The 22,062-nt window shown below is 40.9% G+C and carries 17 protein-coding genes, 16 tRNA genes and 2 rRNA genes; 32 read left to right on the plus strand and 3 right to left on the minus strand.

Annotated elements, in window-relative coordinates; genetic code table 11:
* The 18 genes from LC036_RS00005 to LC036_RS00090 form a co-directional block, all read left to right on the plus strand.
* A 23S ribosomal RNA gene (locus tag LC036_RS00005) occupies window positions 1-114 on the plus strand; the annotation flags it as partial.
* 159 nt (window positions 115-273) lie between these two features.
* Window positions 274-387 (plus strand): 5S ribosomal RNA (gene rrf, locus LC036_RS00010).
* Window positions 388-399: 12 nt separating this feature from the next.
* Window positions 400-474: transfer RNA gene (locus LC036_RS00015), tRNA-Asn, on the plus strand.
* A gap of 4 nt (window positions 475-478) precedes the next feature.
* Window positions 479-571: transfer RNA gene (locus LC036_RS00020), tRNA-Ser, on the plus strand.
* Window positions 572-580: 9 nt separating this feature from the next.
* A tRNA-Glu gene (locus LC036_RS00025) sits at window positions 581-655 on the plus strand.
* Window positions 656-662: 7 nt separating this feature from the next.
* A tRNA-Val gene (locus LC036_RS00030) sits at window positions 663-738 on the plus strand.
* 40 nt (window positions 739-778) lie between these two features.
* Window positions 779-855: transfer RNA gene (locus LC036_RS00035), tRNA-Met, on the plus strand.
* Between the two features lie 3 nt (window positions 856-858).
* Window positions 859-935: transfer RNA gene (locus LC036_RS00040), tRNA-Asp, on the plus strand.
* Between the two features lie 21 nt (window positions 936-956).
* Window positions 957-1,032 (plus strand) — tRNA-Phe (locus LC036_RS00045).
* Window positions 1,033-1,038: 6 nt separating this feature from the next.
* Window positions 1,039-1,114, plus strand: a tRNA-Thr gene (locus LC036_RS00050).
* Between the two features lie 19 nt (window positions 1,115-1,133).
* Window positions 1,134-1,219: transfer RNA gene (locus LC036_RS00055), tRNA-Tyr, on the plus strand.
* An 18-nt stretch (window positions 1,220-1,237) separates the two neighbouring features.
* Window positions 1,238-1,308: transfer RNA gene (locus LC036_RS00060), tRNA-Trp, on the plus strand.
* Between the two features lie 13 nt (window positions 1,309-1,321).
* A tRNA-His gene (locus LC036_RS00065) sits at window positions 1,322-1,397 on the plus strand.
* Window positions 1,398-1,419: 22 nt separating this feature from the next.
* Window positions 1,420-1,494, plus strand: a tRNA-Gln gene (locus tag LC036_RS00070).
* A gap of 8 nt (window positions 1,495-1,502) precedes the next feature.
* Window positions 1,503-1,577 (plus strand) — tRNA-Gly (locus LC036_RS00075).
* A gap of 65 nt (window positions 1,578-1,642) precedes the next feature.
* A tRNA-Cys gene (locus LC036_RS00080) sits at window positions 1,643-1,716 on the plus strand.
* A 9-nt stretch (window positions 1,717-1,725) separates the two neighbouring features.
* Window positions 1,726-1,807, plus strand: a tRNA-Leu gene (locus LC036_RS00085).
* A gap of 171 nt (window positions 1,808-1,978) precedes the next feature.
* Complete coding sequence (locus LC036_RS00090) at window positions 1,979-2,407, plus strand: DUF559 domain-containing protein (RefSeq protein WP_226576486.1); 429 nt, start codon at window positions 1,979-1,981, stop codon at window positions 2,405-2,407.
* Between the two features lie 50 nt (window positions 2,408-2,457).
* Here LC036_RS00090 and ade read toward each other — a convergent pair whose 3' ends face one another.
* Window positions 2,458-4,200 (minus strand): adenine deaminase, encoded by a 1,743-nt coding sequence (ade, locus tag LC036_RS00095; RefSeq protein WP_226576489.1) that lies wholly within the window; start codon window positions 4,198-4,200, stop codon window positions 2,458-2,460.
* A gap of 238 nt (window positions 4,201-4,438) precedes the next feature.
* Here ade and LC036_RS00100 point away from each other — a divergent pair, with 238 nt between their 5' ends.
* From LC036_RS00100 to LC036_RS00145, 10 genes are all read left to right on the plus strand, one after another.
* Window positions 4,439-5,611: a TraB/GumN family protein gene (locus LC036_RS00100; RefSeq protein WP_226579901.1), complete on the plus strand. Its 1,173-nt coding sequence runs from the start codon at window positions 4,439-4,441 to the stop codon at window positions 5,609-5,611.
* A gap of 147 nt (window positions 5,612-5,758) precedes the next feature.
* Window positions 5,759-6,286, plus strand: coding sequence for a hypothetical protein (locus tag LC036_RS00105; RefSeq protein WP_226576491.1), 528 nt, complete (start codon window positions 5,759-5,761; stop codon window positions 6,284-6,286).
* A 183-nt stretch (window positions 6,287-6,469) separates the two neighbouring features.
* Window positions 6,470-6,922, plus strand: a complete 453-nt coding sequence (locus LC036_RS00110) for a hypothetical protein (protein WP_226576492.1) — start codon at window positions 6,470-6,472, stop codon at window positions 6,920-6,922.
* A 715-nt stretch (window positions 6,923-7,637) separates the two neighbouring features.
* Window positions 7,638-7,711: transfer RNA gene (locus LC036_RS00115), tRNA-Gly, on the plus strand.
* 140 nt (window positions 7,712-7,851) lie between these two features.
* Window positions 7,852-9,561 (plus strand): ABC-ATPase domain-containing protein, encoded by a 1,710-nt coding sequence (locus LC036_RS00120; RefSeq protein WP_226576494.1) that lies wholly within the window; start codon window positions 7,852-7,854, stop codon window positions 9,559-9,561.
* 16 nt (window positions 9,562-9,577) lie between these two features.
* A complete protein-coding gene (gene queG, locus LC036_RS00125; RefSeq protein WP_226576495.1) occupies window positions 9,578-10,711 on the plus strand; it encodes a tRNA epoxyqueuosine(34) reductase QueG in 1,134 nt (377 codons plus the stop codon).
* A 72-nt stretch (window positions 10,712-10,783) separates the two neighbouring features.
* The gene (locus tag LC036_RS00130; protein WP_226576498.1) at window positions 10,784-11,326 is read left to right on the plus strand and encodes a methylated-DNA--[protein]-cysteine S-methyltransferase; all 543 of its coding nucleotides are present in this window, start codon (window positions 10,784-10,786) and stop codon (window positions 11,324-11,326) included.
* Window positions 11,327-11,415: 89 nt separating this feature from the next.
* The gene (locus LC036_RS00135; protein ID WP_226576501.1) at window positions 11,416-12,285 is read left to right on the plus strand and encodes an amidase domain-containing protein; all 870 of its coding nucleotides are present in this window, start codon (window positions 11,416-11,418) and stop codon (window positions 12,283-12,285) included.
* 50 nt (window positions 12,286-12,335) lie between these two features.
* Window positions 12,336-12,812, plus strand: coding sequence for a tRNA (uridine(34)/cytosine(34)/5-carboxymethylaminomethyluridine(34)-2'-O)-methyltransferase TrmL (gene trmL / locus LC036_RS00140; RefSeq protein WP_226576504.1), 477 nt, complete (start codon window positions 12,336-12,338; stop codon window positions 12,810-12,812).
* A gap of 401 nt (window positions 12,813-13,213) precedes the next feature.
* Window positions 13,214-13,459 carry a hypothetical protein gene (locus LC036_RS00145; RefSeq protein WP_226576506.1) on the plus strand — a complete coding sequence of 82 codons (246 nt, stop codon included), beginning with the start codon at window positions 13,214-13,216 and terminating at the stop codon, window positions 13,457-13,459.
* Between the two features lie 42 nt (window positions 13,460-13,501).
* Here the strand turns inward: LC036_RS00145 and lipA are convergent, their stop codons facing one another.
* Both lipA and LC036_RS00155 read right to left on the minus strand, forming a co-directional pair.
* A complete protein-coding gene (gene lipA, locus LC036_RS00150; RefSeq protein ID WP_226576509.1) occupies window positions 13,502-14,446 on the minus strand; it encodes a lipoyl synthase in 945 nt (314 codons plus the stop codon).
* Between the two features lie 20 nt (window positions 14,447-14,466).
* Complete coding sequence (locus LC036_RS00155) at window positions 14,467-15,282, minus strand: biotin/lipoate A/B protein ligase family protein (RefSeq protein ID WP_319004419.1); 816 nt, start codon at window positions 15,280-15,282, stop codon at window positions 14,467-14,469.
* 195 nt (window positions 15,283-15,477) lie between these two features.
* Between LC036_RS00155 and LC036_RS00160 the strand changes: the two genes are divergently transcribed.
* From LC036_RS00160 to LC036_RS00175, 4 genes are all read left to right on the plus strand, one after another.
* Window positions 15,478-15,657, plus strand: coding sequence for a hypothetical protein (locus LC036_RS00160; protein ID WP_226576512.1), 180 nt, complete (start codon window positions 15,478-15,480; stop codon window positions 15,655-15,657).
* A 476-nt stretch (window positions 15,658-16,133) separates the two neighbouring features.
* Window positions 16,134-18,029, plus strand: a complete 1,896-nt coding sequence (locus LC036_RS00165; protein WP_226576515.1) for a PrkA family serine protein kinase — start codon at window positions 16,134-16,136, stop codon at window positions 18,027-18,029.
* An 86-nt stretch (window positions 18,030-18,115) separates the two neighbouring features.
* Window positions 18,116-19,651 carry an exopolyphosphatase gene (ppx, locus tag LC036_RS00170; RefSeq protein ID WP_226576518.1) on the plus strand — a complete coding sequence of 512 codons (1,536 nt, stop codon included), beginning with the start codon at window positions 18,116-18,118 and terminating at the stop codon, window positions 19,649-19,651.
* 133 nt (window positions 19,652-19,784) lie between these two features.
* A complete protein-coding gene (locus LC036_RS00175; protein ID WP_226576519.1) occupies window positions 19,785-21,884 on the plus strand; it encodes an RNA degradosome polyphosphate kinase in 2,100 nt (699 codons plus the stop codon).
* Window positions 21,885-22,062 lie beyond the last annotated feature (178 nt).

Here is a 22,062-nt window from a genome sequence, read left to right on the forward strand (position 1 = left end):
CCCTTTGCTTTAAGCAAATAAGATCCCTCAGAGACGATGAGGTTGATAGGTCTGAGGTGGAAGCGTGGTGACACGTGGAGCTGACAGATACTAATGGATCGATGACTTATCTATCTGATATATCATCAGTCGTGAAATGATTTTCTTTTTCATATAAGATGTTTCCTTATCCAGTTTTGAGGGTTTTCTAAAAAACTTGAAATTACCCCTTGATTTTTCTTCTGAAGGATAATATAATAGTTCTTGTCCTTGAAAAACAGGAGACAAAAGAGATCTGGTGATGAAGGCGAAGAGGTCACACCTGTTCCCATGCCGAACACAGAAGTTAAGCTCTTCAGCGCCGATGGTAGTCGGGTTTACCCCCGTGAGAGTAGGACGTCGCCAGGTTTCAAAAAATATTCCAACGTAGCTCAGTGGTAGAGCAATCGGCTGTTAACCGATCGGTCGTAGGTTCGAATCCTACCGTTGGAGCCATTATGGAGAGTTGTCCGAGTTGGCCGAAGGAGCACGATTGGAATTCGTGTAAACCGTTACCACGGTTTCGAGGGTTCGAATCCCTCACTCTCCGCCATAAAAGATTGGCCCGTTGGTCAAGTGGTTAAGACACCGCCCTTTCACGGCGGTAACACGGGTTCGAATCCCGTACGGGTCACCACTTACTCGGAGGATTAGCTCAGCTGGGAGAGCACTTGCCTTACAAGCAAGGGGTCGCAGGTTCGAACCCTGCATCCTCCACCATTATTCAAACATCTTCTATATAGTGAATATTTCACATTATCGCGGGGTAGAGCAGTCTGGTAGCTCGTCGGGCTCATAACCCGGAGGTCACAGGTTCAAATCCTGTCCCCGCAACCAAATGGTCCGGTAGTTCAGTTGGTTAGAATGCCTGCCTGTCACGCAGGAGGTCGCGGGTTCGAGTCCCGTCCGGACCGCCATTTAAGGTTTATACATAGTTTGGCTCGGTAGCTCAGTCGGTAGAGCAACGGACTGAAAATCCGTGTGTCGGCGGTTCGATTCCGTCCCGAGCCACCATTATTAGCCGGCCTAGCTCAACTGGCAGAGCAACTGATTTGTAATCAGTAGGTTGGGGGTTCAAGTCCTCTGGCCGGCACCATTAGAAATTTTATAAGCGTGGAGGGATAGCGAAGTTGGCCAAACGCGGCGGACTGTAAATCCGCTCCCATCGGGTTCGTAGGTTCGAGTCCTACTCCCTCCACCATATTTCAATTAATCAAATAGGGGTATAGTTTAATGGTAAAACTACGGTCTCCAAAACCGTCAATGTGGGTTCAATTCCTACTACCCCTGCTTTTCAATAATGGCGGTTGTGGCGAAGTGGTTAACGCACCGGATTGTGGTTCCGGCATTCGTGGGTTCGATTCCCATCAACCGCCCCATTTAATTAAACAGACCTTATATTGGGCCATAGCCAAGCGGTAAGGCAACGGTTTTTGGTACCGTCATGCGCTGGTTCGAATCCAGCTGGCCCAGCCACTTTAATTGCGGGAGTAGTTCAGTGGTAGAACACCACCTTGCCAAGGTGGGGGTCGCGGGTTCGAATCCCGTCTCCCGCTCCATTTAAAAAATAATTCACCTATTCATAGTTGGTTGAATAGGATATAATCGTAATTGAATATGTTAGGGCGGCATAGCCAAGCGGTAAGGCAGAGGACTGCAACTCCTTTATCACCGGTTCGATTCCGGTTGCCGCCTCCAAAGACATATGCCGGTGTGGCGGAATTGGCAGACGCGCACGACTCAAAATCGTGTTCCTCACGGAGTGCCGGTTCGACCCCGGCCACCGGTACTATACATAGAAAACCCTTTGACTTGAATTTTCAAGGCAAGGGGTTTTTTTGTTATGTTTATAGTTTTATCTCCCAAAATATTTTTAGATTCAATTAAGATTCAATGTTTAACCTGGATTGTATGAATAGATGTGATGGGTGGTTGGATAGAATAATAGTGGGTGATAAATATGAATATAACAATGCTTGTTGAGTATGGAGCTTTTATGGGGTTATTAATTCTTTCAATCTTGCTCATCCTTCGTGTGAAAAGGGAGAATAAATACGAAATGATGACTCGGCCTAAAAGGTCTAATTCATCGTTGGTAAAGAAACTGTATGAAGGAATGCGCTCCCATGGTCTCGATCCGGTGCTTGGCTATAAAGTTGACAGGTATGCGGTCGATTTAGCTTTTCCTGAGCTGAAAATAGCTATTGAAGCTGTAGAGTATCGCCGCCATCCTAAGGATATGGAGAGAGAGAGTTGGGAGAAAGAATCTTATCTTAAACACAAGGGTTGGACGATTTTGAGATTCAGCGGTGCAAGGATAGATGAGGATTTACCTAGAGTTGTAGAAAGAGTAAGCAGAGAGCTCATCAGTCAATCCCACTCCAGCTGAACAGTGTTAGTAGAAAAGAGGTCAGGATATCCCGCTGACCTCTTTTTTAGTTAGACCATAATATTAATATGTTTTGATTGTTTTACATCAAAAAGCCCTTTGTCAGTAATCTTTAAACTTGGGATGACAGGGAGGGTTAAAAATGAAAGGGTTAAAAATGGATTGAAGTCTCCGGTGAATCCTTTTGCTGAAAGTACCTCATGGATTCTGCCTAAACTTTTACTGACTTTTTCGTATCCTTGATCTGACATCAATCCGGCAATAGCGAGAGGGAGGGAAGCATGTTCGCTGCCATTTTCAAATACAGTCATCCCTCCCCCCATTTGCCCGAGATGGTCAATAGCTTTCATGATGTCTTCGTCATTTGTTCCTACAGCTACTATATTATGTGAATCGTGCGCAACAGTGGTGGCCATTGCACCTGACTGGAGCCCCATTCCTTTTACAATGCCTAAGCCTATGTTTCCAGTACAATGGTGCCTCTCCACTACAACCAATTTTAACTGGTCTTTTTCAGAAGAAGGAAAAAACAGGCCATTGATCGATGCCACTTCTTCTGTAATGTGGTCTGTGTGCAGTTGATTTTTGTTAATCTTAATAATATGTGCCTTTTTTGAACCCTTAGTTTCAATAGATAATGCTTCTTTAGTTATGTTTGGAAGGTGGACGGTGTCTATCACGCTTGATGCTAAACCAGTGGCGCTCCTCTTTGGTTCTGCTAAGTACTTACCGTGACGTGCTTTTAGTTTTCCTTGCTTAAATACATGTGTCACTTGAAAAGCTTCCATATCTTTAAGTAGTAGGAAGTCAGCTATATACCCGGGGGAGACAGCTCCCTTATTCTTCAGGCCATAACACTCTGCCGCGTTCAGAGTAGCCATTTGTACAGCAGTTATAGGATCAAGACCATGTTCGACAGATAAGCGAAGGTTATGATCGATACTGCCTTCTTCTATAAGGTCATCAATATGTTTATCATCTGTACAGAATAAACACCTTCTTGAATTTGCAGCATTTACAACAGGAAGGAGTGAGTGAAGATCTTTAGCTGCGGAGCCCTCGCGTATTAACAGATACATCCCCCTTCTCAGCCGTTCCAATGCCTGTTCCTGAGTGGTACATTCATGATCTGTTTTTATACCTGCGCTGGCGTATATGTTCGTTGCATGCTCATCTAAACCGGCTAAGTGTCCATCTATAACCCCACCATGTTCTTTTGTGGCAATTATTTTTCTTAGCAGCGACGGGTCACCACTCCTAAGCGATGGATAGTCCATTACTTCACCTAAACCTAATACATGAGTGTCAGATAAAAAGGGAACTAAATCCTCTGCTTTTAATTGCGCACCTGATGTTTCATGAGGAGTAGCAGGTACACTTGAGGGAAGCATAAAATGAAAATCTAATGGAAGGTCTCTCGCGTCATCTAACATAAACCGCAGTCCATTCTTACCAAGTACATTACCAATCTCATGTGGGTCTGCAATGACGGTGGTGACGCCATGGGGCAGCGTAACTTTAGCGAATTCTGATGGTGGCACCATGGAAGATTCTATATGTACGTGACTATCAATAAAAGAAGGAGCCATATATTGTCCATCAGCGTCAAAGCTCTCTATTCCTTCATAATCGCCTAATCCGACAAAATAACCATCTACAACAGCGACATTGGTTTGAAGAATTTCAGCGTTAAATACATCAATAACATTTGCATTTTTAATTACTAAGTCTGCCGGTATTTCTTTATTTGCTACCTTGATACGTTTGGATAACGTTTCCTGATTGACTTTCATGTATATGTTCCTCCTCTATATAAGAAACATTGGTTATATATAAACTAGGAAGGGATAAAAAAAGGGAACTGCCTCCATTGATATATATTAGCGTGGATATTTAAAGAGATTCTAACTTCCCGGGTAAGGAATGTCAATGTTCACGATAATTTAGTGGAAAGGATTCTCATTTGATTCATTCTAGTTTAGTATAATAGGGGAGAAGAAAATAATGTATGAGCACAAAAGGAAGGTATTTATGTGTGAAATGGAAGAGAATATTACAAGGATTCATATAAACGATAAAGAATATATCCTCATTGGAACAGCTCACGTATCGAAACAAAGTGCAGAGCAGGTAAAAGAAGTCATTGAGAGGGAGCAACCGGATTCGGTATGTGTGGAACTTGATCAACAGCGGTTTCAGTCTATACAGGATGGGGATCGCTGGAAGAACACAGATATTTTTGAAGTCATCAAAAATAAAAAAGCGACCCTTCTACTAATGAACTTAGCCATTTCATCGTTTCAAAAAAGAATGGCCAAACAGTTTGGTATTCAAGCAGGGCAGGAGATGATACAGGGAATTGAATCTGCTGAAGAGATAGGAGCGGACCTTGTCTTAGCAGATAGAAATATTCAAACTACATTCTCAAGAATTTGGGGCAATATTGGATTTACAGGCAAGTCCAAGCTGCTCTTATCCATCTTCTACGGGATTTTCAGTAATGATCAGATATCTGAAGAGGAACTGGAGAAGATGAAGTCTCAAGATATGCTGGATGGTATGCTTCAAGACATGACGAACAATTTCCCTGCATTGAAAAAACCTCTCATCGACGAGAGAGATCAGTATCTCGCAGAGAAAATTAAAAGAGCTCCAGGAAATAAAGTAGTCGCCGTTCTTGGTGCTGCTCATGTACCAGGCATAAAGAAAGAAATATATAATGATCATGACCTAAAACAATTACAGCAGCGGCCCCCTAAATCTAAAATACCCAAGATTATTGGCTGGTCGATTCCTATCCTTATTTTATCCATAATCCTATATACATTTTGGATGAACCCCTCAGCGGGAACGCAGCAGACCATCAGCTGGATTCTATGGAACGGGTCCTTTTCTGCCATTGGAACAGCGGTTGCACTTGCTCATCCACTAGCTGTTTTGGCTGCTTTCTTAGCTGCACCTATTACATCCCTGAACCCATTATTGGCTGCCGGATGGTTTGCAGGATTTGTTCAAGCATACTTTAAGCGTCCGAATGTATCTGATTTTGAAACTTTATCGGATGATGTAACAAGTGTAAAAGGTTTCTGGAACAATAAAGTAACGCGGATCCTGCTTGTGGTAGTTTTAGCTAATGTAGGGAGCATGCTGGGGACATTCATTGGCGGAGCGGATGTCATTCGTTTATTTATCGAAAACCTCTAATATGAAAAGAGAGAAGCTGATATGCTTCTCTTTTTTATTCGTCAGTTTACAGAATATTCTTGTAATGTTACAATTTCATTACAAGAACCATCGGGAAATTTAGTACGGTTTTATAATTTTGATACTTAAATAAGGAATGGGATTGTAATGAGCAAGTTTGTTAAGGGAACATTTATTTTGGGGATTTTAGTTATTGCTTTTGGAATATGGCAGCTCGTTCAAATAGAAGAAAAAGCTGATGTGAAAGTTAAAAACACACAAAATATAACGCATCAAAACCAAAATTATGAGCAGGTTTTTATAGCCAAGGATAATACTTCTGTAAAAATCCAGGCTGATCAGGAAGCAGGGGATGATAAAAAGCTTCATGCTATTGGACAAAATGTTAAGAATGACGATGAAATGAAAGAGTTGATTGCAGGTATTGGCACAGATGTAACGGAGAACTTGCAGGAACTTAAAGTGGAAACAGAGGAAGACTGGAAGGTTATTGAAGAGGACAGTAAGAAGAAACAACAAATGATAGATCAGCTGCAGAGACTTACCAAAGATGAAGTATTACAAGAAATGGCAGCCGAAGCTGACCAGAATCTTCAACAAATGATAATAGATAAAGATCTTGTATTTTATAAAGAAGCGATCAGCCCTTTTAAGGAGCTGTCCGAATTATTGTAATGGAATCGTACATAGATGGAATAGGAATGCAGGGTAATAGATAAAAGTTTGTCAGAATGTTAGGTATTTTCGAGGAGATCCCCCTTAATATATGGTAAATTATGTTTATTTTTCTATAATCCTGTTTTAGAAATTATGTACAGGGGATTAGAAGAATGTAGAAAATTTTAAGGAGGTATTTCCATGTCCATTTTACTAAAGGAAAGATTAAGTACTGAAAGCTTGAGTAACCTTCGAACGGCTGCTGTTTTAGAGTTTACAGAAGAGCTTTTTGAATCAGATAATTATCGTTGTCTGGAAGTCCTTGACTCAGAGCAGCAGCAATTGTTTATCGTGAATAGAAATGATCGTACATTAACCGTCCTTAGCTTATCCCCGGACATGTCCTTGAAAAAAGAAACATTGTTCACAGACAAGATTATATCCATGAAAGAATACTTTGATGATTATAGTCTGACGGATAACACGCCGCCTAGAAAAATTGAAGTCGTCTTTATGGAAGGCCGCACCTTGTTGATTGAACCAGGCAGCTCAATGGAAGAGAATTCAGAATACAAGAAGAAAGAAGTGTACGAGCAGGTCAACGAAGATTTCGAAAATCTAATTGCTGCTTTGAAGAACACTTTGATCTTATAAAGATTGAGAAGAGCCAAATCCTTGGCTCTTTTTTTTTTTAACCATTGGTTTGTAGTCTGGAGCAGTGAGGGAGATATGTATAAAAAGAAATAAACGGGAAACCTTAAGGAGTACATCTATACAATAGAGCAGCATTATACTCTCATACCCACTACAGCCTACTACTATTAGCGGCCATTCCATTTACGGAGGTGAGTGGTATGAGTTCCCCAGACTTGTTAGACCTCATTAAACTATTCATTGATTCAATTCATCTATTAGCTTTCCTCATATTTTCAATGATCTACATCTTTCAATCAAAACAGAACTAAAGAGAAAAAAGAACCGCACTTAGTGGGGTTCTTTTTATTTTTTGTAATCTTCATCAATTGGAAAAACTATGGATGTGTATAGGAAGGATGCGATTTTCAAAGAGGACGAGTCTGAGGTGGTTCATTAGCCCCCCACAGAAAGCGAGTCGTCACCCAAAGGGATTTCATCTATAATAAATCACTCTCAACGAAAACTTATGATGAGGATATTTAAGGAATCCTTTAGCGGGGGAAGATTAGTTCTAATGGATATGAAAACCAGAGTAATGTAAATAGAATATATATTTTTCGACAAAAAAACGTAAAAATCGTATTGCATCGTTGGATATCGGATGTTATGATTACATATGTAATCAACAGAAGTTGTCCGAACAACTTAATTGAGCTTAACTTTAAATTATTTTGCGGGTGTAGTTTAGTGGTAAAACCTCAGCCTTCCAAGCTGATGATGAGGGTTCGATTCCCTTCACCCGCTCCAATCACTATTGTGATGCATTTATTTATACTTATGTGAACCAACGCAGTGTTTCGTTAAATGGGTAACGAAGCATTGCGTTTTTTATTGATGAAATTTGGATAAACCCTATAATAGACATACATTCAAGGGAGGATTCCATAATGCAGAAGTTGCAGCAGCTATTAAAACAAATCGATGGAAAAAGTTATAAGGGATATAAACAAATACAAGGAACTTACAAATTCAAGAATTTCGAACTCTTCATTGATTACGTACAGGGAGATCCTTTTGCGGCCCCTTCAAAGATCAGAGTCAAAATTGGAGAGCAAAATCGCCCAATGAAAAAAGAATGGAAACAAAATGCTCGAAGGAAGTATTATGCCGAGGATTGTGTAGGAAGAGCTGTGGCGAAGGTGATTCGTAAAACACAATTCAGTGTGAAGGGATCCGGTAAAAGCGGTTTGGTTGAAATCGACCAGCCCGCCCAGGAAATTATAGAACGAACAGCTGTGAATTTAAATGACAAGGACACCACCATTTGTTTAACCGTGGGTCTGCCGGCTAATGGCCGGCGTATTAATGGTAAACAGGCTGATAAACTTTTCTTCTCAGTAATTCCAGAAATCTTAAAGCAGTCAATCTTCTCAATAACAGATAATGAGATAGAAGAAACCTGCAGACTTGCTGACCAGCATTCAGCAATACTAAAAGAAATGAGAGAGAATGGGTGGATGTCCTTTGTCGCTGATGGATCTATTCTTCCAAGAGAGAATGGCGTCAGCCAGCGTCCAATGAAAGAAGCCGTTCCTTTTCAAAGTCCTCAGGAAAACCGGGTCTCATTTTCTATCCCGCATCGTGAAGAACCCTTAACGGGTATGGCGCTAAAGCAGGGCATTGTATTGATTGTAGGTGGAGGTTATCATGGTAAAAGTACCCTCTTGAACGCAATAGAACGTGGGGTGTATCCTCATATTAGAGGTGACGGCAGAGAGTATGTCCTCACAGATCCAGACGCTGTAAAAGTCAGAGCAGAGGACGGTCGTCAAGTATCAACTGTAGATATATCTCCATTCATAAAAAATCTTCCTCATGGTACAGATACCACTACGTTTTCTACAGAAAATGCCAGTGGAAGTACTTCTCAAGCAGCCAATGTTGTGGAAGCTTTAGAAGCTGGTGCGAATACACTATTAATTGATGAAGATACAAGTGCAACAAACTTTATGATTCGAGATGAACGGATGCAGGAACTAGTGGTCCAGGAAAAAGAGCCAATCACTCCGTTTATCGATAAAATAAAACAAATGCGTGATGAACTGAAGGTTTCCACCATTCTTGTTATGGGTGGATCAGGTGATTACTTCAATGTAGCTGACGATGTCATTATGATGGATCAATATTTACCATATAACGTAACAGACAAAGCAAAAGAAATTGCAGATAAAAATCCTTCCGGACGGACAGCATCTTCTGATGAGACTTTCGGTTCTATCCCGAACCGCCGCTTTTTACCTCAGACCCTGCAGACACGAAAAGGAAAGAAAGAAAAAGTTCAGGCAAAAGGGCGGAACAAAATTGTCATGGGACGTGAAGATCTTGATTTAAGCGGTGTCGAACAATTGGTAGACATGTCACAGACGCGTATGATTGCTGACCTTCTTTTGCATTTTGACAAAAAAGGACTTCTTAAAGAAGAGTTAAGTTTAAGTGAGCTTCTTGATCGAATTGAACAACAGCTGGATGAGAAGGGATTAGCTTCCATTGCTCCGTTTAAAGACCAGCACCCTGGAGAGCTTGCGAGGCCGAGAAGGTTTGAAATCGCAGCTGCCCTTAATAGGCTGCGAACAGCTAAAGTAAAAGATTTAAGATAGAAAGGAGGTGGTCAGGGTGGATTTTCATAAACTAAAAGAAGAAGTGATTGAGTACAGCAAAGAAATAGGGATCGATAAAATCGGTTTTGCTTCAGCCGATGTATTTGGAGAGCTGAAAGCGCGATTAAAAAGACAGCAGGAGTTAGGTTACCAGTCCGGCTTTGAAAAAGGAAGCGTAGATGAGAGAACGGAGCCCGGACTGTTGATGCCTGGTGCGCAGACCATTATCTCCATCGCCCTGGCCTACCCGTCCAAGATGCCTGGGGCGCCCCGCAGTAAAAAAGGGGAAAGGCGCGGTATATTCTGCCGGGCCTCCTGGGGCAAAGATTATCACGATGTATTAAGGGAGAAATTGCACCAGCTTGGCTCTTTTCTACAGGAGAAAATTCCGGAAGTTGAGTTGAAATCCATGGTCGACACAGGAGAGCTGTCCGATCGTGCTGTTGCAGAACGGGCTGGTATTGGTTTCAGCGGCAAAAATTGCGCCGTGATCACTCCTGAGTTTGGTTCATATGTATACTTAGGGGAACTAGTAACTAATATTCCATTTGCACCAGATGAACCAGTGGATGACAGCTGTGGCGACTGCAACATCTGCGTTGATGCTTGTCCGACGGATGCGCTTGTTCAAGGCGGGCAGTTAAATGCACAACGCTGTATTGCCTTTCTAACACAAACGAAAGATTTTCTTCCGGATGAGTTTCGTAGTAAAATCGGAAATCGCCTCTACGGCTGTGATACATGCCAGACGGTTTGTCCAAAAAATCGGAAAAAGGACTTTCATCACCACGAGGAATTTGAGCCTGATCCGGAAATTGTTAAGCCAAAGCTCACTCCTTTGCTGTCTATATCCAATAGACAGTTTAAGGAAAAATTCGGTTTTATTTCTGGATCATGGCGCGGGAAAAAACCGATACAACGAAATGCTATTCTTGCTCTGGCTCATTACAAGGATGAAACAGCTATTGATGAGTTAGTGCGGCTAATGAAAGAGGATCCAAGACCGGTTATTCGTGGTACAGCAGCCTGGGGTCTGGGTAAAATAGGGAAACCTGAGTGTTTCTCAGCCATTGAGGAAGCAATGAAACGAGAGGAAGACGGCCAAGTTCTTTTTGAAATGAAAAAAGGTGTCCAATTTCAGGAACAATGAACATCTGTACCTTTTCATCTACCAAAGCCTCTTGTATAATAGAAAAAAATGTTAAAAAAGAAGGGGTTGGCTATGAACCATCATTCTTTCTTATATTACGACACATTCGAGACTCCTTTAGGTTCTATGACAGTATTAGCGAATGATGAAGGGGTTTGTCGAATCGACTTCGGCCATTATGAGGATCGACTTATAACCTATCAATCTTGGAAAAAGAAACATTTTCTTAAGGGTGAATTGGTTTATGACCCCGATCAAATGTTTATTACTCAAACGAAGAAGGAAATAAAGGAGTATTTTGATGGAAAGCGGACAGATTTCCATGTCCCTTTAAACTGCTATGGAACAGATTTTCAACGGCAGGTATGGAGAAATCTCCTTCATCACGTTCCTTTTGGGGAAACCCGTTCCTATAAAGACATTGCCACTTCCCTGCGAGCTCCAAAGGCTATACGTGCTGTAGGGGGAGCGATCAATAAAAATCCATTTTCTATTGTCGTCCCATGCCATCGTGTTATTGGCAGCAATGGAAAGTTAGTCGGCTATGCTGGTGGTCTTGAGAAAAAACAAAAATTGTTGGAGTTTGAAAAGGAACACCATATTGTCACACATTAAGAAAGAAGAAGCGGTCTCTATGAGAGACCGCTTTTTTGTTGGTCATGTCCCGTTCCTCCATTCATAAAATAAAAGAGGAGGGGAGAGACATGAGCCATACATACCGACTGCAAGTGTACTGGGAAAAAATTATGGATCAATTGAATGATCAAGACAGGGAAAAATGGTTAAAGAACAAAATTACAGGATTAGAAAATAGAGGACACAATCTGCAGCGGATTACTTTCCATATTAAACCTTATCATCGTATCGCTTATGATCATCAAACAGAACTTCATTACCTTTTTCGTTTAACTCTTCTAATAAAAAGCGGTCGTTTCAGCTTCTTGGAAGAGGGCATTTATCGTGGTGAAGCTCAGTTTAAAGGAGATGAATTACTGCGGCACACCATTTGGACGGAAGAGTTGGATAAGAACACAGAAGTGGATTCTTATCCTCTTCCTTTTGTCGAAAAAGAATATAGAGAAGACAACCGTTTTATCTATAATAGAAGAGAAGCAGTGAGATATGCCGATCGTTGGTGGGACAGCTATAACCCCGTATATAAGAAATTTGATGTAGATTGTACCAATTATATTTCCCAGTGTCTGCGTGCAGGTGGTGCTCCGATGTGGGGTGCAGCGAATCGTACGAGAGGATGGTGGTATGAAAGAGGGATTTGGAGTTATAGTTGGTCTGTCGCTCATGCTCTCCGATGGTATTTAAGTGGGGCAAGGCAGGGATTGACCGCGACAGAAGTGTCATCTGCTGAGCAGCTTTCTCCTGGAGATATCATTTGCTATGACTTTCAGGGAAACGGTCGATTTGATCATAATACCATTGTCGTGAAAAAAGATGCAGACGGGATGCCGCTGGTCAATGCTCATACTTCGAACAGTCGTCATAGGTACTGGGCTTATGAAGATTCGACCGCTTATACTGAAGATATACAATACAAATTCTTCAGAATTAATGGTTGAATAATATGGTATACTAATCTAGTTGACTAAGATTAGACGAGGTGAGATACATGCCCAACCATATTGTACTTTTTCAGCCTGAAATTCCAGCCAATACCGGGAATATTGCGCGTACATGTTTAGCTACCAACACAGAGCTTCATCTTATTCGTCCATTAGGATTCTCGACGGATGATAAGATGCTTAGAAGGGCCGGACTTGATTATTGGCACCAGGTGAAGGTTCATTATTATGATTCTTTGGAAGAAATTTATGACACCTTTCCTGAGGGTGAATTTTATTATATCGAAAATTTCGGAACAAAATCCTATGCAGATTTTGATTTCAGCGAGGTAGAAAAAGATTTGTTGTTCGTGTTTGGACGTGAGAGTGACGGCATTCCTAAGGAGTTGCTGGCAGGGTTGGAGGATCGCTGTTTACGTATTCCTATGACAGAACACGTTCGTTCATTGAACCTTTCGAATACAGCCTCCATTATATTATTTAACGCTTTGAAGCAGCAGGACTTCCCAAATCTCATTAAATAAAGAAAAAACGGTCTGTAAAGGCCGTTTTTTTTGATAATAGATAGCACCGTTTGCATAATAGAGATCTGCATACAATCAAAAAAATCACATCCCTATGGATGTGATTTCTCATGTGCTTATTTTTTTGGTGTACCAGGCTTTGTATCATATCCAGCAGTAAAAATTGCCGTCAGATATGCGACACAAACAAGAATGATCAATGTTAAGTTCATGAATGGTCCTCCTTTTGGTAGCCAGACAAGCATTTATATTATGTATTATACCCCATTTGTAAATGGATGTGAATTGTTTGTCCAGTTAAATTTATCCTTTGTTAAATGACAGATGCCTATACGTTTGAACGGATGGATACATAAAGTGAAGAGTAGGTGAATAACCAAGGTTGGATTGGAGGAGTATGAATGAACCAATACTCATATTATTACCCATATGATGTTCAAGAAGATGTAAGGAATGAGGATGAACGCTTCTTCTTCTTAGGACCTTTTGCTGGTGGATTGTTAGGCGGTTTCCTGGGCGGAGCGCTGGCCCCTGGTTTTTATGGTGGGTTTGGAGGGGGAGGATATGGCTATCCACCTCCGTATTACGGCAGGCCTCCCTATTACGGAGGGTATTATGGACGTCCCCCTTATGGAGGGTTCTGGTAAAAAAAACCCCTTATCCAAAAACGGATAAGGGGTTTTTTTTGATTAGAAGTTGGTTGTATCCAGTTCTTTTCCTTGAGATTCGTACCCTTGCATGTACTTAATACGACGCTGAGCTGAAGTGTTATTCACCTGCTCATCTGCGTGATAAGAAGAACGGACCATAGGACCTGCTTCACAATGCTTAAATCCTTTCTCAAGAGCGATCTTCTTCAGTTCTTCAAATTCATCCGGGTGGTAATAACGTTCAACATTCAAATGTTTTTTCGTTGGCTGTAAATATTGACCAATCGTCATAATATCAACGTTATGGGCGAGCAGGTCATCCATTGCCTGAATAATTTCTTCTTTGGTTTCGCCTAGACCTACCATTAAACTGGATTTAGTTGGTGTGTCAGGACGAATTTCTTTTACTCGACGTAATAGTTCAAGGGAACGGTCATACATCGCACGCGCTCGAACCTTTTTAGTCAGTCGGCGGACTGTTTCAATGTTGTGGTTGAATATGTCCGGTTCTCCATCCATCAGGGCATGCAGGCTTTCATAATCACCTTTCATATCTGAAGGTAGAATTTCGACAGTACAGCCTGGGACGCGGCGGCGGACAGCTTTAACGGTCTCGGCGAATACTGCAGCTCCTCCATCATTTAAATCGTCCCTGGCAACAGCTGTAATAACTACGTGTTTCAATCCCATGATCTCAACAGATTCAGCCACACGCTCAGGCTCGCCCCAGTCCAATTCATTGGGAAGACCTGTTTTAACAGCACAGAAACGGCAGCCGCGTGTACACGTATCACCCAAGATCATGAATGTGGCTGTTTTTCGTTCACTCCAACATTCATGAATATTAGGACAGCGGGCTTCTTCACAAACGGTATTCAATTTTTTCTCACGCATCAGTTTCTTTAATCCTGTGTAGGATTTATTTGTGTTGATTTTAATTTTCAGCCATTCTGGTTTTCTTATGTAGTCTTGATTTTTGGCCAATGTGTCCACTCCTTCTAATGTTAGCGAGCGTAATTCCACTCGTCTGTTTCGTAACGTTCTTTTGCAATCTTCTTAACTTCTGCCCATTGTTCTTCAGAAAGCTCGAAGGGTTCCAAATTTACATTGAGTCCTTTTTCAAACCCTTTTTTAAAAGCTTCTTTGGTGTCGTTAAAGGACACGGGTTTTTCGAGAATCTGATTGATAGCGACTGCTTTATCTCCGAATGCTTGGCGTGCCCGCTCTTTGATCCGTTCGTTTTTATATAAGAACATGTCAAAAAGTTTTCCGTCATCGACTTCAATCGGAATGGAGCCGTGCTGGAGAATAATTCCTTTTTTTCTGGTCTGAGCACTCCCGGCTGCTTTTTTTCCTTCGACGATTAATTCATACCATGAGGGTTCTTCGAAACAGACCGCGGATCCCGCAACATCTAATTTCCCCTCTGGAATTGCGAATTCTGCCTGGATGCCAAGGTTCGTAAAACCTTCAAGCAGCCCTTTTGAAATGACAAGATAGGCTTCTTTTACAGAAGCTGGCATGTCTTTATGATCTTCCGAGACAATAACACTATATGTGAGTTCGTCGTCATGTAGGACAGCTCGTCCTCCTGTTTGACGCCGGACGAGTTCAAATCCATAATTTTCGACGCCTTCCAAATCAATTTTCCCTTTAACTTTTTGAAAATAGCCTACAGACAACCCAGCGGGTTTCCATCCGTAAAATCTAAGTACAGGCGGAATATCGCCTTGGCGGTGCCAATTCATCAAAGCTTCATCCAATGCCATATTGATGGCCGGGGTACAGAAATCTGAATCGACAAAGTACCATGTTTCCATTTGCAGTCCTTCTTTCTATCAGTAAGTACTTTATCCAATTAAAATATTCGTAACAATTCTAACAAGGGTACCGTAATGTGTCAAAATATAGAAACGAAGAGATGTACATGGGGGATAGGACGATATTCCTATGACTGAAAGTTGGACGACATATCATCGGAACGATCATTTATAATATAAAGAGGAGGGATGAATGTGAGTCAAACGCTGCTGTCAAGCATCCTTTTTTTAGTCAGTGCTGCTATATGGGCAGTCCTAGCTGTTTTCTATGATGATTACCGGTGGTTAAACTTATTCTTATTTGTTGTTTTTCTGCTTATGGGATTAAGCAAAAGGCGGAGACATTTACAGGAAAGAGATTATGAGGAGGACTGATTTTTAATCAGTTCTCTTTTTTTACATATAAAGAGCTATGGCACATAGGTATAAAGAGAAGAGCTTGTTCCTCTTTGTCACTGTCCGTTACTTAAGTATTTGGAAGAGGGGATTTTTTATGCTCTCGCCCTCTGGGGTGTGATGTGGATTTTTAAACTGATTCCCTATGGTCCAAGGCCTGAAATCCAGATGCTTAAAATACAAGTCAGTGTCCTGCTTTAAGATGAGAGGTGGATGTTTTTGTTTTATGTGTGCTGTTCCTGACAGGGACTCCGCACATTTTTAGTTTCATTGTATAGGTTTCAGGGGTTGGATTCTCTAAGCATAAGTCAACTATCTCTGTAGTGAAAGGGACATGACTATACCGTTTGCTTATACTTATAAGCTGCCTTGACTTTTCTTATTGACACATGTTTTAGAGTAGCCAAGCATAGGATGTATTAAAATTCGTCTCTTACGACGGGGGAGGTCGCGAAGTGGACATTTTAAAAAAGATACAAGACCACCGGGAACATGAAGAGGAACTAAAATGGGAAGGAACATTCTCAGAATATTTAGAGCTTTTAAAAGAGCGTCCTTATTTAGCACAATCTGCTCATTCCCGCGTTTACAATATGGTGAAAAGTGCGGGGGTAGAAGAAGAACACGATCATAAACGCTATAAATTTTTTGATGAGGATATTTATGGGCTTGATGAAGCAATGGAGAAGCTGGTAGAAGAATATTTTCATCCAGCTGCCCGCAGACTGGATGTCAGGAAAAGAATTTTACTTTTGATGGGCCCTGTTAGTGGAGGTAAATCCACATTGGTAAATTTACTAAAACGGGGGATGGAAAAGTATACCCATACAGATGAAGGCGCTGTATTCGCTATTAAAGGTTGTCCGATGCATGAAGATCCTCTGCATTTAATTCCAAACCATTTGAGAAAAGATTTTCAAGATGAATATGGAATTCGGATTGAGGGCAGTTTATCTCCTTTAAACACAATGCGGGTTGAAACAGAGTATGGCGGCAGGATTGAAGATGTACTCGTGGAACGGATCTTTTTCTCTGAAGATAAGCGTACAGGCATTGGTACTTTTAGTCCTTCCGATCCTAAATCGCAGGACATTGCGGATTTAACGGGTTCCATCGATTTTTCGACCATTGCCCAGTATGGATCGGAATCTGATCCGCGAGCTTATCGTTTCGACGGGGAATTAAATAAAGCCAACCGAGGAATTATGGAGTTTCAGGAGATGCTTAAGTGTGATGAGAAGTTTCTCTGGCACTTGCTTAGTCTGACGCAGGAAGGGAACTTTAAGGCTGGCAGGTTCGCTCTGATTTCTGCTGATGAGTTAATTATTGCTCACACAAACGAAGCGGAGTACCGTTCGTTTATAGCAAACAAGAAAAATGAAGCTCTCCACTCCCGGATGATTGTTATGCCGGTTCCGTATAATCTGAAAGTCAGTCAGGAAGAACGGATATATGAAAAAATGATTCGTGAGAGCGATATTCGTGATGTTCATATTGCTCCGCATACCTTAAAGGTAGCGGCAATGTTCACTATTTTAACAAGGCTAAAAGAATCGAAAAAAGCTTCTGTAGACGTATTGAAAAAAATGAGGCTTTATGATGGTGAGATATTAGAAGGGTTTAGTGATGTAGATGTTGAAGAGCTCAAGAAAGAGCATGCAGATGAAGGCATGAGCGGTATTGATCCACGTTATGTAATTAACCGCATCTCATCAACGATCATTAAAAAAGAATTGACGTCTATTAACGCTCTGGATGTGCTGCGGTCGTTAAAAGATGGGCTCGGCAGTCATGCGTCCATCTCAAATGAAGATAAGGAAAGGTACTTAGATTTTATCTCTCTGGCACGTAAAGAGTACGATGAAATTGCTAAGAAAGAAGTACAGAAGGCTTTCGTATACTCCTATGAAGAGTCGGCTGTTACACTAATGGATAACTACCTGGATAATGTTGAAGCCTATTGTAATAAAGCGAAATTAAGAGACCCTCTGACTGGAGAGGAACTCAATCCTGATGAACGCCTCATGCGTTCAATAGAAGAACAGATCGGTGTTTCTGAGAATGCGAAGAAGGCTTTCCGTGAAGAAATACTTATTCGGATTTCTGCGTACGCCCGAAAAGGTAAGAAATTTGATTATCAATCCCATGAGCGTCTGCGTGAAGCAATTCAGAAGAAACTGTTTGCTGATCTGAAAGATGTTGTGAAAATTACGACCTCGACCAAAACTCCAGATGAACGCCAGCTGAAGAAAATCAACGAAGTAGTAGCTACACTTGTTGACGAGCATGGTTACAACTCAAGTTCTGCCAATGAACTGCTGAAATATGTAGGTAGTTTACTAAATCGATAATCCAGAAATGCAGACCGCCGTCTACTTTATAAAGTAGACGGCGGTTTGTTGTGGTATAATAGCAAAAAATCCAGGGTGGTGAGAGAGTGACCAAGAATTTTTATGCCATCATTGATGTGGGCTCTAATACAATGCGTTTAGTTGTTTATATGAGAGACAAAGGTGGGCGCCTGCGAGAAGTTGAAAACGTCAAAGCTGTAGCTCGGTTAAGAAATCATCTGACAAAAGAGGGGCAGTTGTCTAAGGAAGGCCTTCAAAAACTGTTGACTACTTTAAAGAGCTTTAAAGAAGTTGCTGAATCCTATACGTTGGAAGAAATGGTCTGCGTAGCCACAGCGACCATCAGACAGGCTGAAAATCAGGAAGAAATTATTGATCAGGTTTCTAAGCATACAGGGTTTGATATGAGGATCCTCTCTGACCATGAGGAAGCATACTATGGATATCTGGCTGTAGCTAACTCAACATCGGTTAAAGAAGGAATTACAGTAGATATTGGTGGAGGAAGTACAGAAGTTACATACTTTAAAGACCGGAATCTTGTGGAATCGCACAGCTTTCCATTTGGTGCTTTAACCTTAAAACAGGACTTCTTTCGAAAAGATTTACCTACGGAAGAGGAATTTTCTGCCTTAAGAAGCTACTTGTTAGAGCAGTTCAGGTCTCTACCATGGCTGAACAAAAAGAATATTCCTTTAATAGGTATTGGAGGAGGAGCGAGAAACCTTGTCCAGATCGATCAAAATTTAAAAGAATATCCTCTTGCCGGTTTACACCAATATAAAATGAAAGACAGTGACTTGTCTTTTGTTAAGAATTATCTTTTTACCCTGCCTATGAAAAAACTGCAGAAAGTCGAAGGTTTGTCTAAAGATCGTGCCGATATTATTCTCCCTGCCACCGAAGTCTTCCATTCTTTGTATGATACCATTCAAGCTACGGGGTTTATACTCAGCAGAAAAGGTCTGCGTGATGGGATCTTCTATGAGCAGTTAACGAGGGATATGGGAACGGCTCTCTTTCCTAACGTATTAGAAGAGAGCATTCAGGAACTGATCAATGATTATGACTTGAATGGGAAACAAATTCAACACGTCCAACACCTCACTCATGATTTGTTTTTCCAGCTCCATGAAAAAGGAGTGGGACCTTTGAGGAAATCTGACTGGCAGGAAGTTAAAAGAGCCAGTTATGTTTTTAACCTGGGCGAGTATATAGATGGTGAGTCAAGTGCACAACATACCTTTTATCTGCTGGCGAATCGTACGATTGATGGTTTGATGCATATGGAAAGGCTCAGACTTGCTCTTATGGCATCTTATAAGAATAAAACGGTATTCAAACAATTTTTACAGCCTTATAAAAAGTGGTTTTTAAAAGAAGAACATAAGAAAGTAAGACTTCTTGGTTCCCTGCTTAAATTTTGTTACAGTCTGGACAGTACAAGACGTCAAACCGTCCAAACGTTATCTGTGACAAGCAAAGGGGACGACCTTCTCATTACATGTTACTGTAAAGGGGATTGGATGCCTGAAGAATACCAGGCGGAAAAACAGAAGAAGCATTTAGAAAAATCATTAAAGAAGACTATTGAGCTCTCTTTTGTGGAAACTAAGAAGTAGTCCGTATTCGGGCTGCTTTTTTTATTCTTCATATTTTATTATCTTTTTACAATAAATTTAAACCAGGTTTATGACTGCGTTATATTGAGGTACTAATCTGTTAATGAAACTAATTGTGTAAAGGGTGTGCAGTATGTCAACAGAACAAAAGACAAAAGAATTGGATAATCCATTGTACTACAATAATCGAGAGCTCAGCTGGCTCGCTTTTAATGAAAGAGTTTTAGATGAAGCGCTTGATTTAGACAACCCTTTGCTTGAACGATTAAAATTTCTGGCTATTGGTTCTTCCAACCTTGATGAATTTTTCATGGTTCGAGTGGCCGGATTGAAGGACCAGGTGAAAGCTGGATTTAATAAGCCGGAAAATAAAGCTGGCTTAACTCCTAAGCAGCAGTTAGCCAAGATTGCTGAGATTAATCATAATAATGTCCAAAAACAATATGAATCTTATCAATCAATGAAACCACAGCTTGAAAAAGAAGGCATCTCTCTGCTTTCAATTGATGATTTAACTGCGGAGGAGATCAAAAGGTTTGAAATGTACTTTGACGAAGAGATTTTTCCTGTGCTGACACCAATGGCGGTTGATGCCTATCGTCCTTTTCCTATGTTATTGAACAAATCCATCAACTTAGCGGTAGTCATTCGTGATGTTATCGATAAAGAAAATCCAAAGAAAACAGCTATTGTACAGGTGCCGTCTGTACTGGAACGTTTTGTTCAGGTCGATCATGAAACCAAATACCAATATGTGCTCTTAGAAGAAATCATCAGCCACTTTATCGGCAAGCTGTTTAAAGGATACGAAGTAGAGTCTATAACTGAATTTAGAATTACCAGGAATGCAGATATGACAATCCATGAAGAAGGGGCACGTGACCTGCTCAAGGAGATTGAAAAGGAGTTGAAGAAACGTAAGTGGGGAGCTGCTGTACGTTTAGAGGTTAGAGACGGGAAGTATGATGAGAAAGTCATTCATTTCCTCCTCAAAGTGCTTGAGATCCATAAGGATGATTTATATATTACGAATGGACCGCTTGACCTGACTTTTTTATTTAAATTCCATAAGACCTTTGAAGAAGTAAAAGATCACCTCTATTATGAAACCTTAATGCCGCAGCCCCCAAGAGATCTGGAAGGGGAAGAGGATATTTTTGAAGCGGTTTCCAAAAAGGATATTTTCCTGCATCATCCTTATGAATCTTTTGAACCGGTGGTTGATTTTATAGCTGAAGCTGCTGATGACCCTTATGTATTAGCTATTAAACAGACGCTTTACCGGGTCAGTGGTGATTCTCCTATAATCGATGCCTTGAAGCGGGCAGCAGAAAAAGGAAAGCAGGTAACCGTTCTTGTCGAGCTGAAAGCTCGTTTTGATGAAGAGAACAATGTGCAATGGGCGAAAGAATTAGAAAAAGCTGGATGCCATGTGATCTATGGGATGACCTACTTAAAAACCCACAGTAAGATAACCTTGGTTGTCAGGAAGAAAGAGGGCAGAATTGAACGTTTTGTTCATCTGGGAACAGGGAACTACAATGATCAGACAGCATCGCTTTATACAGATATGGGAATTATTACGGCTGAACAGAAAGTCGGGATTGATGCTACAGACTTTTTTAACTATTTAAGTGGTTTTACTGAAAAGCCGGAATTTCATCACTTGTCTATGGCTCCCTTTGACATCCGTAATGATTTTATACGCTATATAAATAATGAAATCCGATTCCAAAAACAGCATGGGAATGGACGGATAATAGCTAAGATGAATTCTCTGACTGATAAAAATATTATTATGAAGCTTTATGAAGCTTCCCAGGCAGGTGTTCAAATTGACTTGATTGTCCGCGGTATCTGCTGTTTACGTCCCGGGATAAAGGGAGTAAGTGATAATATCCACGTCTTTAGTATTGTAGGGCGGTTTTTAGAGCACAGTAGAATTTATTATTTCCATCATAATGGTGATGATCGTGTGTTCTTGTCCTCTGCAGATATGATGACGAGGAATATGGTGAAGAGGGTGGAACTCTTATTTCCGATTCATGACCAGACAATTAAAAGTCGGCTGATGAAAATCCTCACAGTTATGCTCAGTGATAACGTAAAAGCTCGTGAGCAATTGAATAACGGTGAATATCACCATGTGAAACGGGAAAAGAATGTAGAGAGAATCAATAGTCAGATGGAGTTATATGATATGGCCTACCGGGTTTTAGAAGATGAGGAGTAACAATTTTATAATGCTTTACTGGTAAAAAGTGAAAAAGGCGTACCCACTGGTGCGTCTTTATTGTTATAATGGATTTGTTATCATTTGAAAAAAGAAAGCGAAATTTGTTGAATACGGAAGCGTTTCAATTTTATAATAGTACTTGGACTTGGAAACGTTTTCGAGGAAACATTAGCCA

The sequence above is a fragment of the Halobacillus litoralis genome (genome assembly GCF_020524025.1).
Taxonomy (GTDB): domain Bacteria; phylum Bacillota; class Bacilli; order Bacillales; family Halobacillaceae; genus Halobacillus; species Halobacillus litoralis_D.

Coding starts and splice junctions, on each gene's coding strand:
- LC036_RS00090 (WP_226576486.1), top strand. CDS start 1,979: ATGAATATAACAATGCTTGTTGAGTATGGAGCTTTTATGGGGTTATTA.
- ade (WP_226576489.1), bottom strand. CDS start 4,200: ATGAAAGTCAATCAGGAAACGTTATCCAAACGTATCAAGGTAGCAAAT.
- LC036_RS00100 (WP_226579901.1), top strand. CDS start 4,439: ATGTGTGAAATGGAAGAGAATATTACAAGGATTCATATAAACGATAAA.
- LC036_RS00105 (WP_226576491.1), top strand. CDS start 5,759: ATGAGCAAGTTTGTTAAGGGAACATTTATTTTGGGGATTTTAGTTATT.
- LC036_RS00110 (WP_226576492.1), top strand. CDS start 6,470: ATGTCCATTTTACTAAAGGAAAGATTAAGTACTGAAAGCTTGAGTAAC.
- LC036_RS00120 (WP_226576494.1), top strand. CDS start 7,852: ATGCAGAAGTTGCAGCAGCTATTAAAACAAATCGATGGAAAAAGTTAT.
- LC036_RS00130 (WP_226576498.1), top strand. CDS start 10,784: ATGAACCATCATTCTTTCTTATATTACGACACATTCGAGACTCCTTTA.
- LC036_RS00135 (WP_226576501.1), top strand. CDS start 11,416: ATGAGCCATACATACCGACTGCAAGTGTACTGGGAAAAAATTATGGAT.
- trmL (WP_226576504.1), top strand. CDS start 12,336: ATGCCCAACCATATTGTACTTTTTCAGCCTGAAATTCCAGCCAATACC.
- LC036_RS00145 (WP_226576506.1), top strand. CDS start 13,214: ATGAACCAATACTCATATTATTACCCATATGATGTTCAAGAAGATGTA.
- LC036_RS00155 (WP_319004419.1), bottom strand. CDS start 15,282: ATGGAAACATGGTACTTTGTCGATTCAGATTTCTGTACCCCGGCCATC.
- LC036_RS00175 (WP_226576519.1), top strand. CDS start 19,785: ATGTCAACAGAACAAAAGACAAAAGAATTGGATAATCCATTGTACTAC.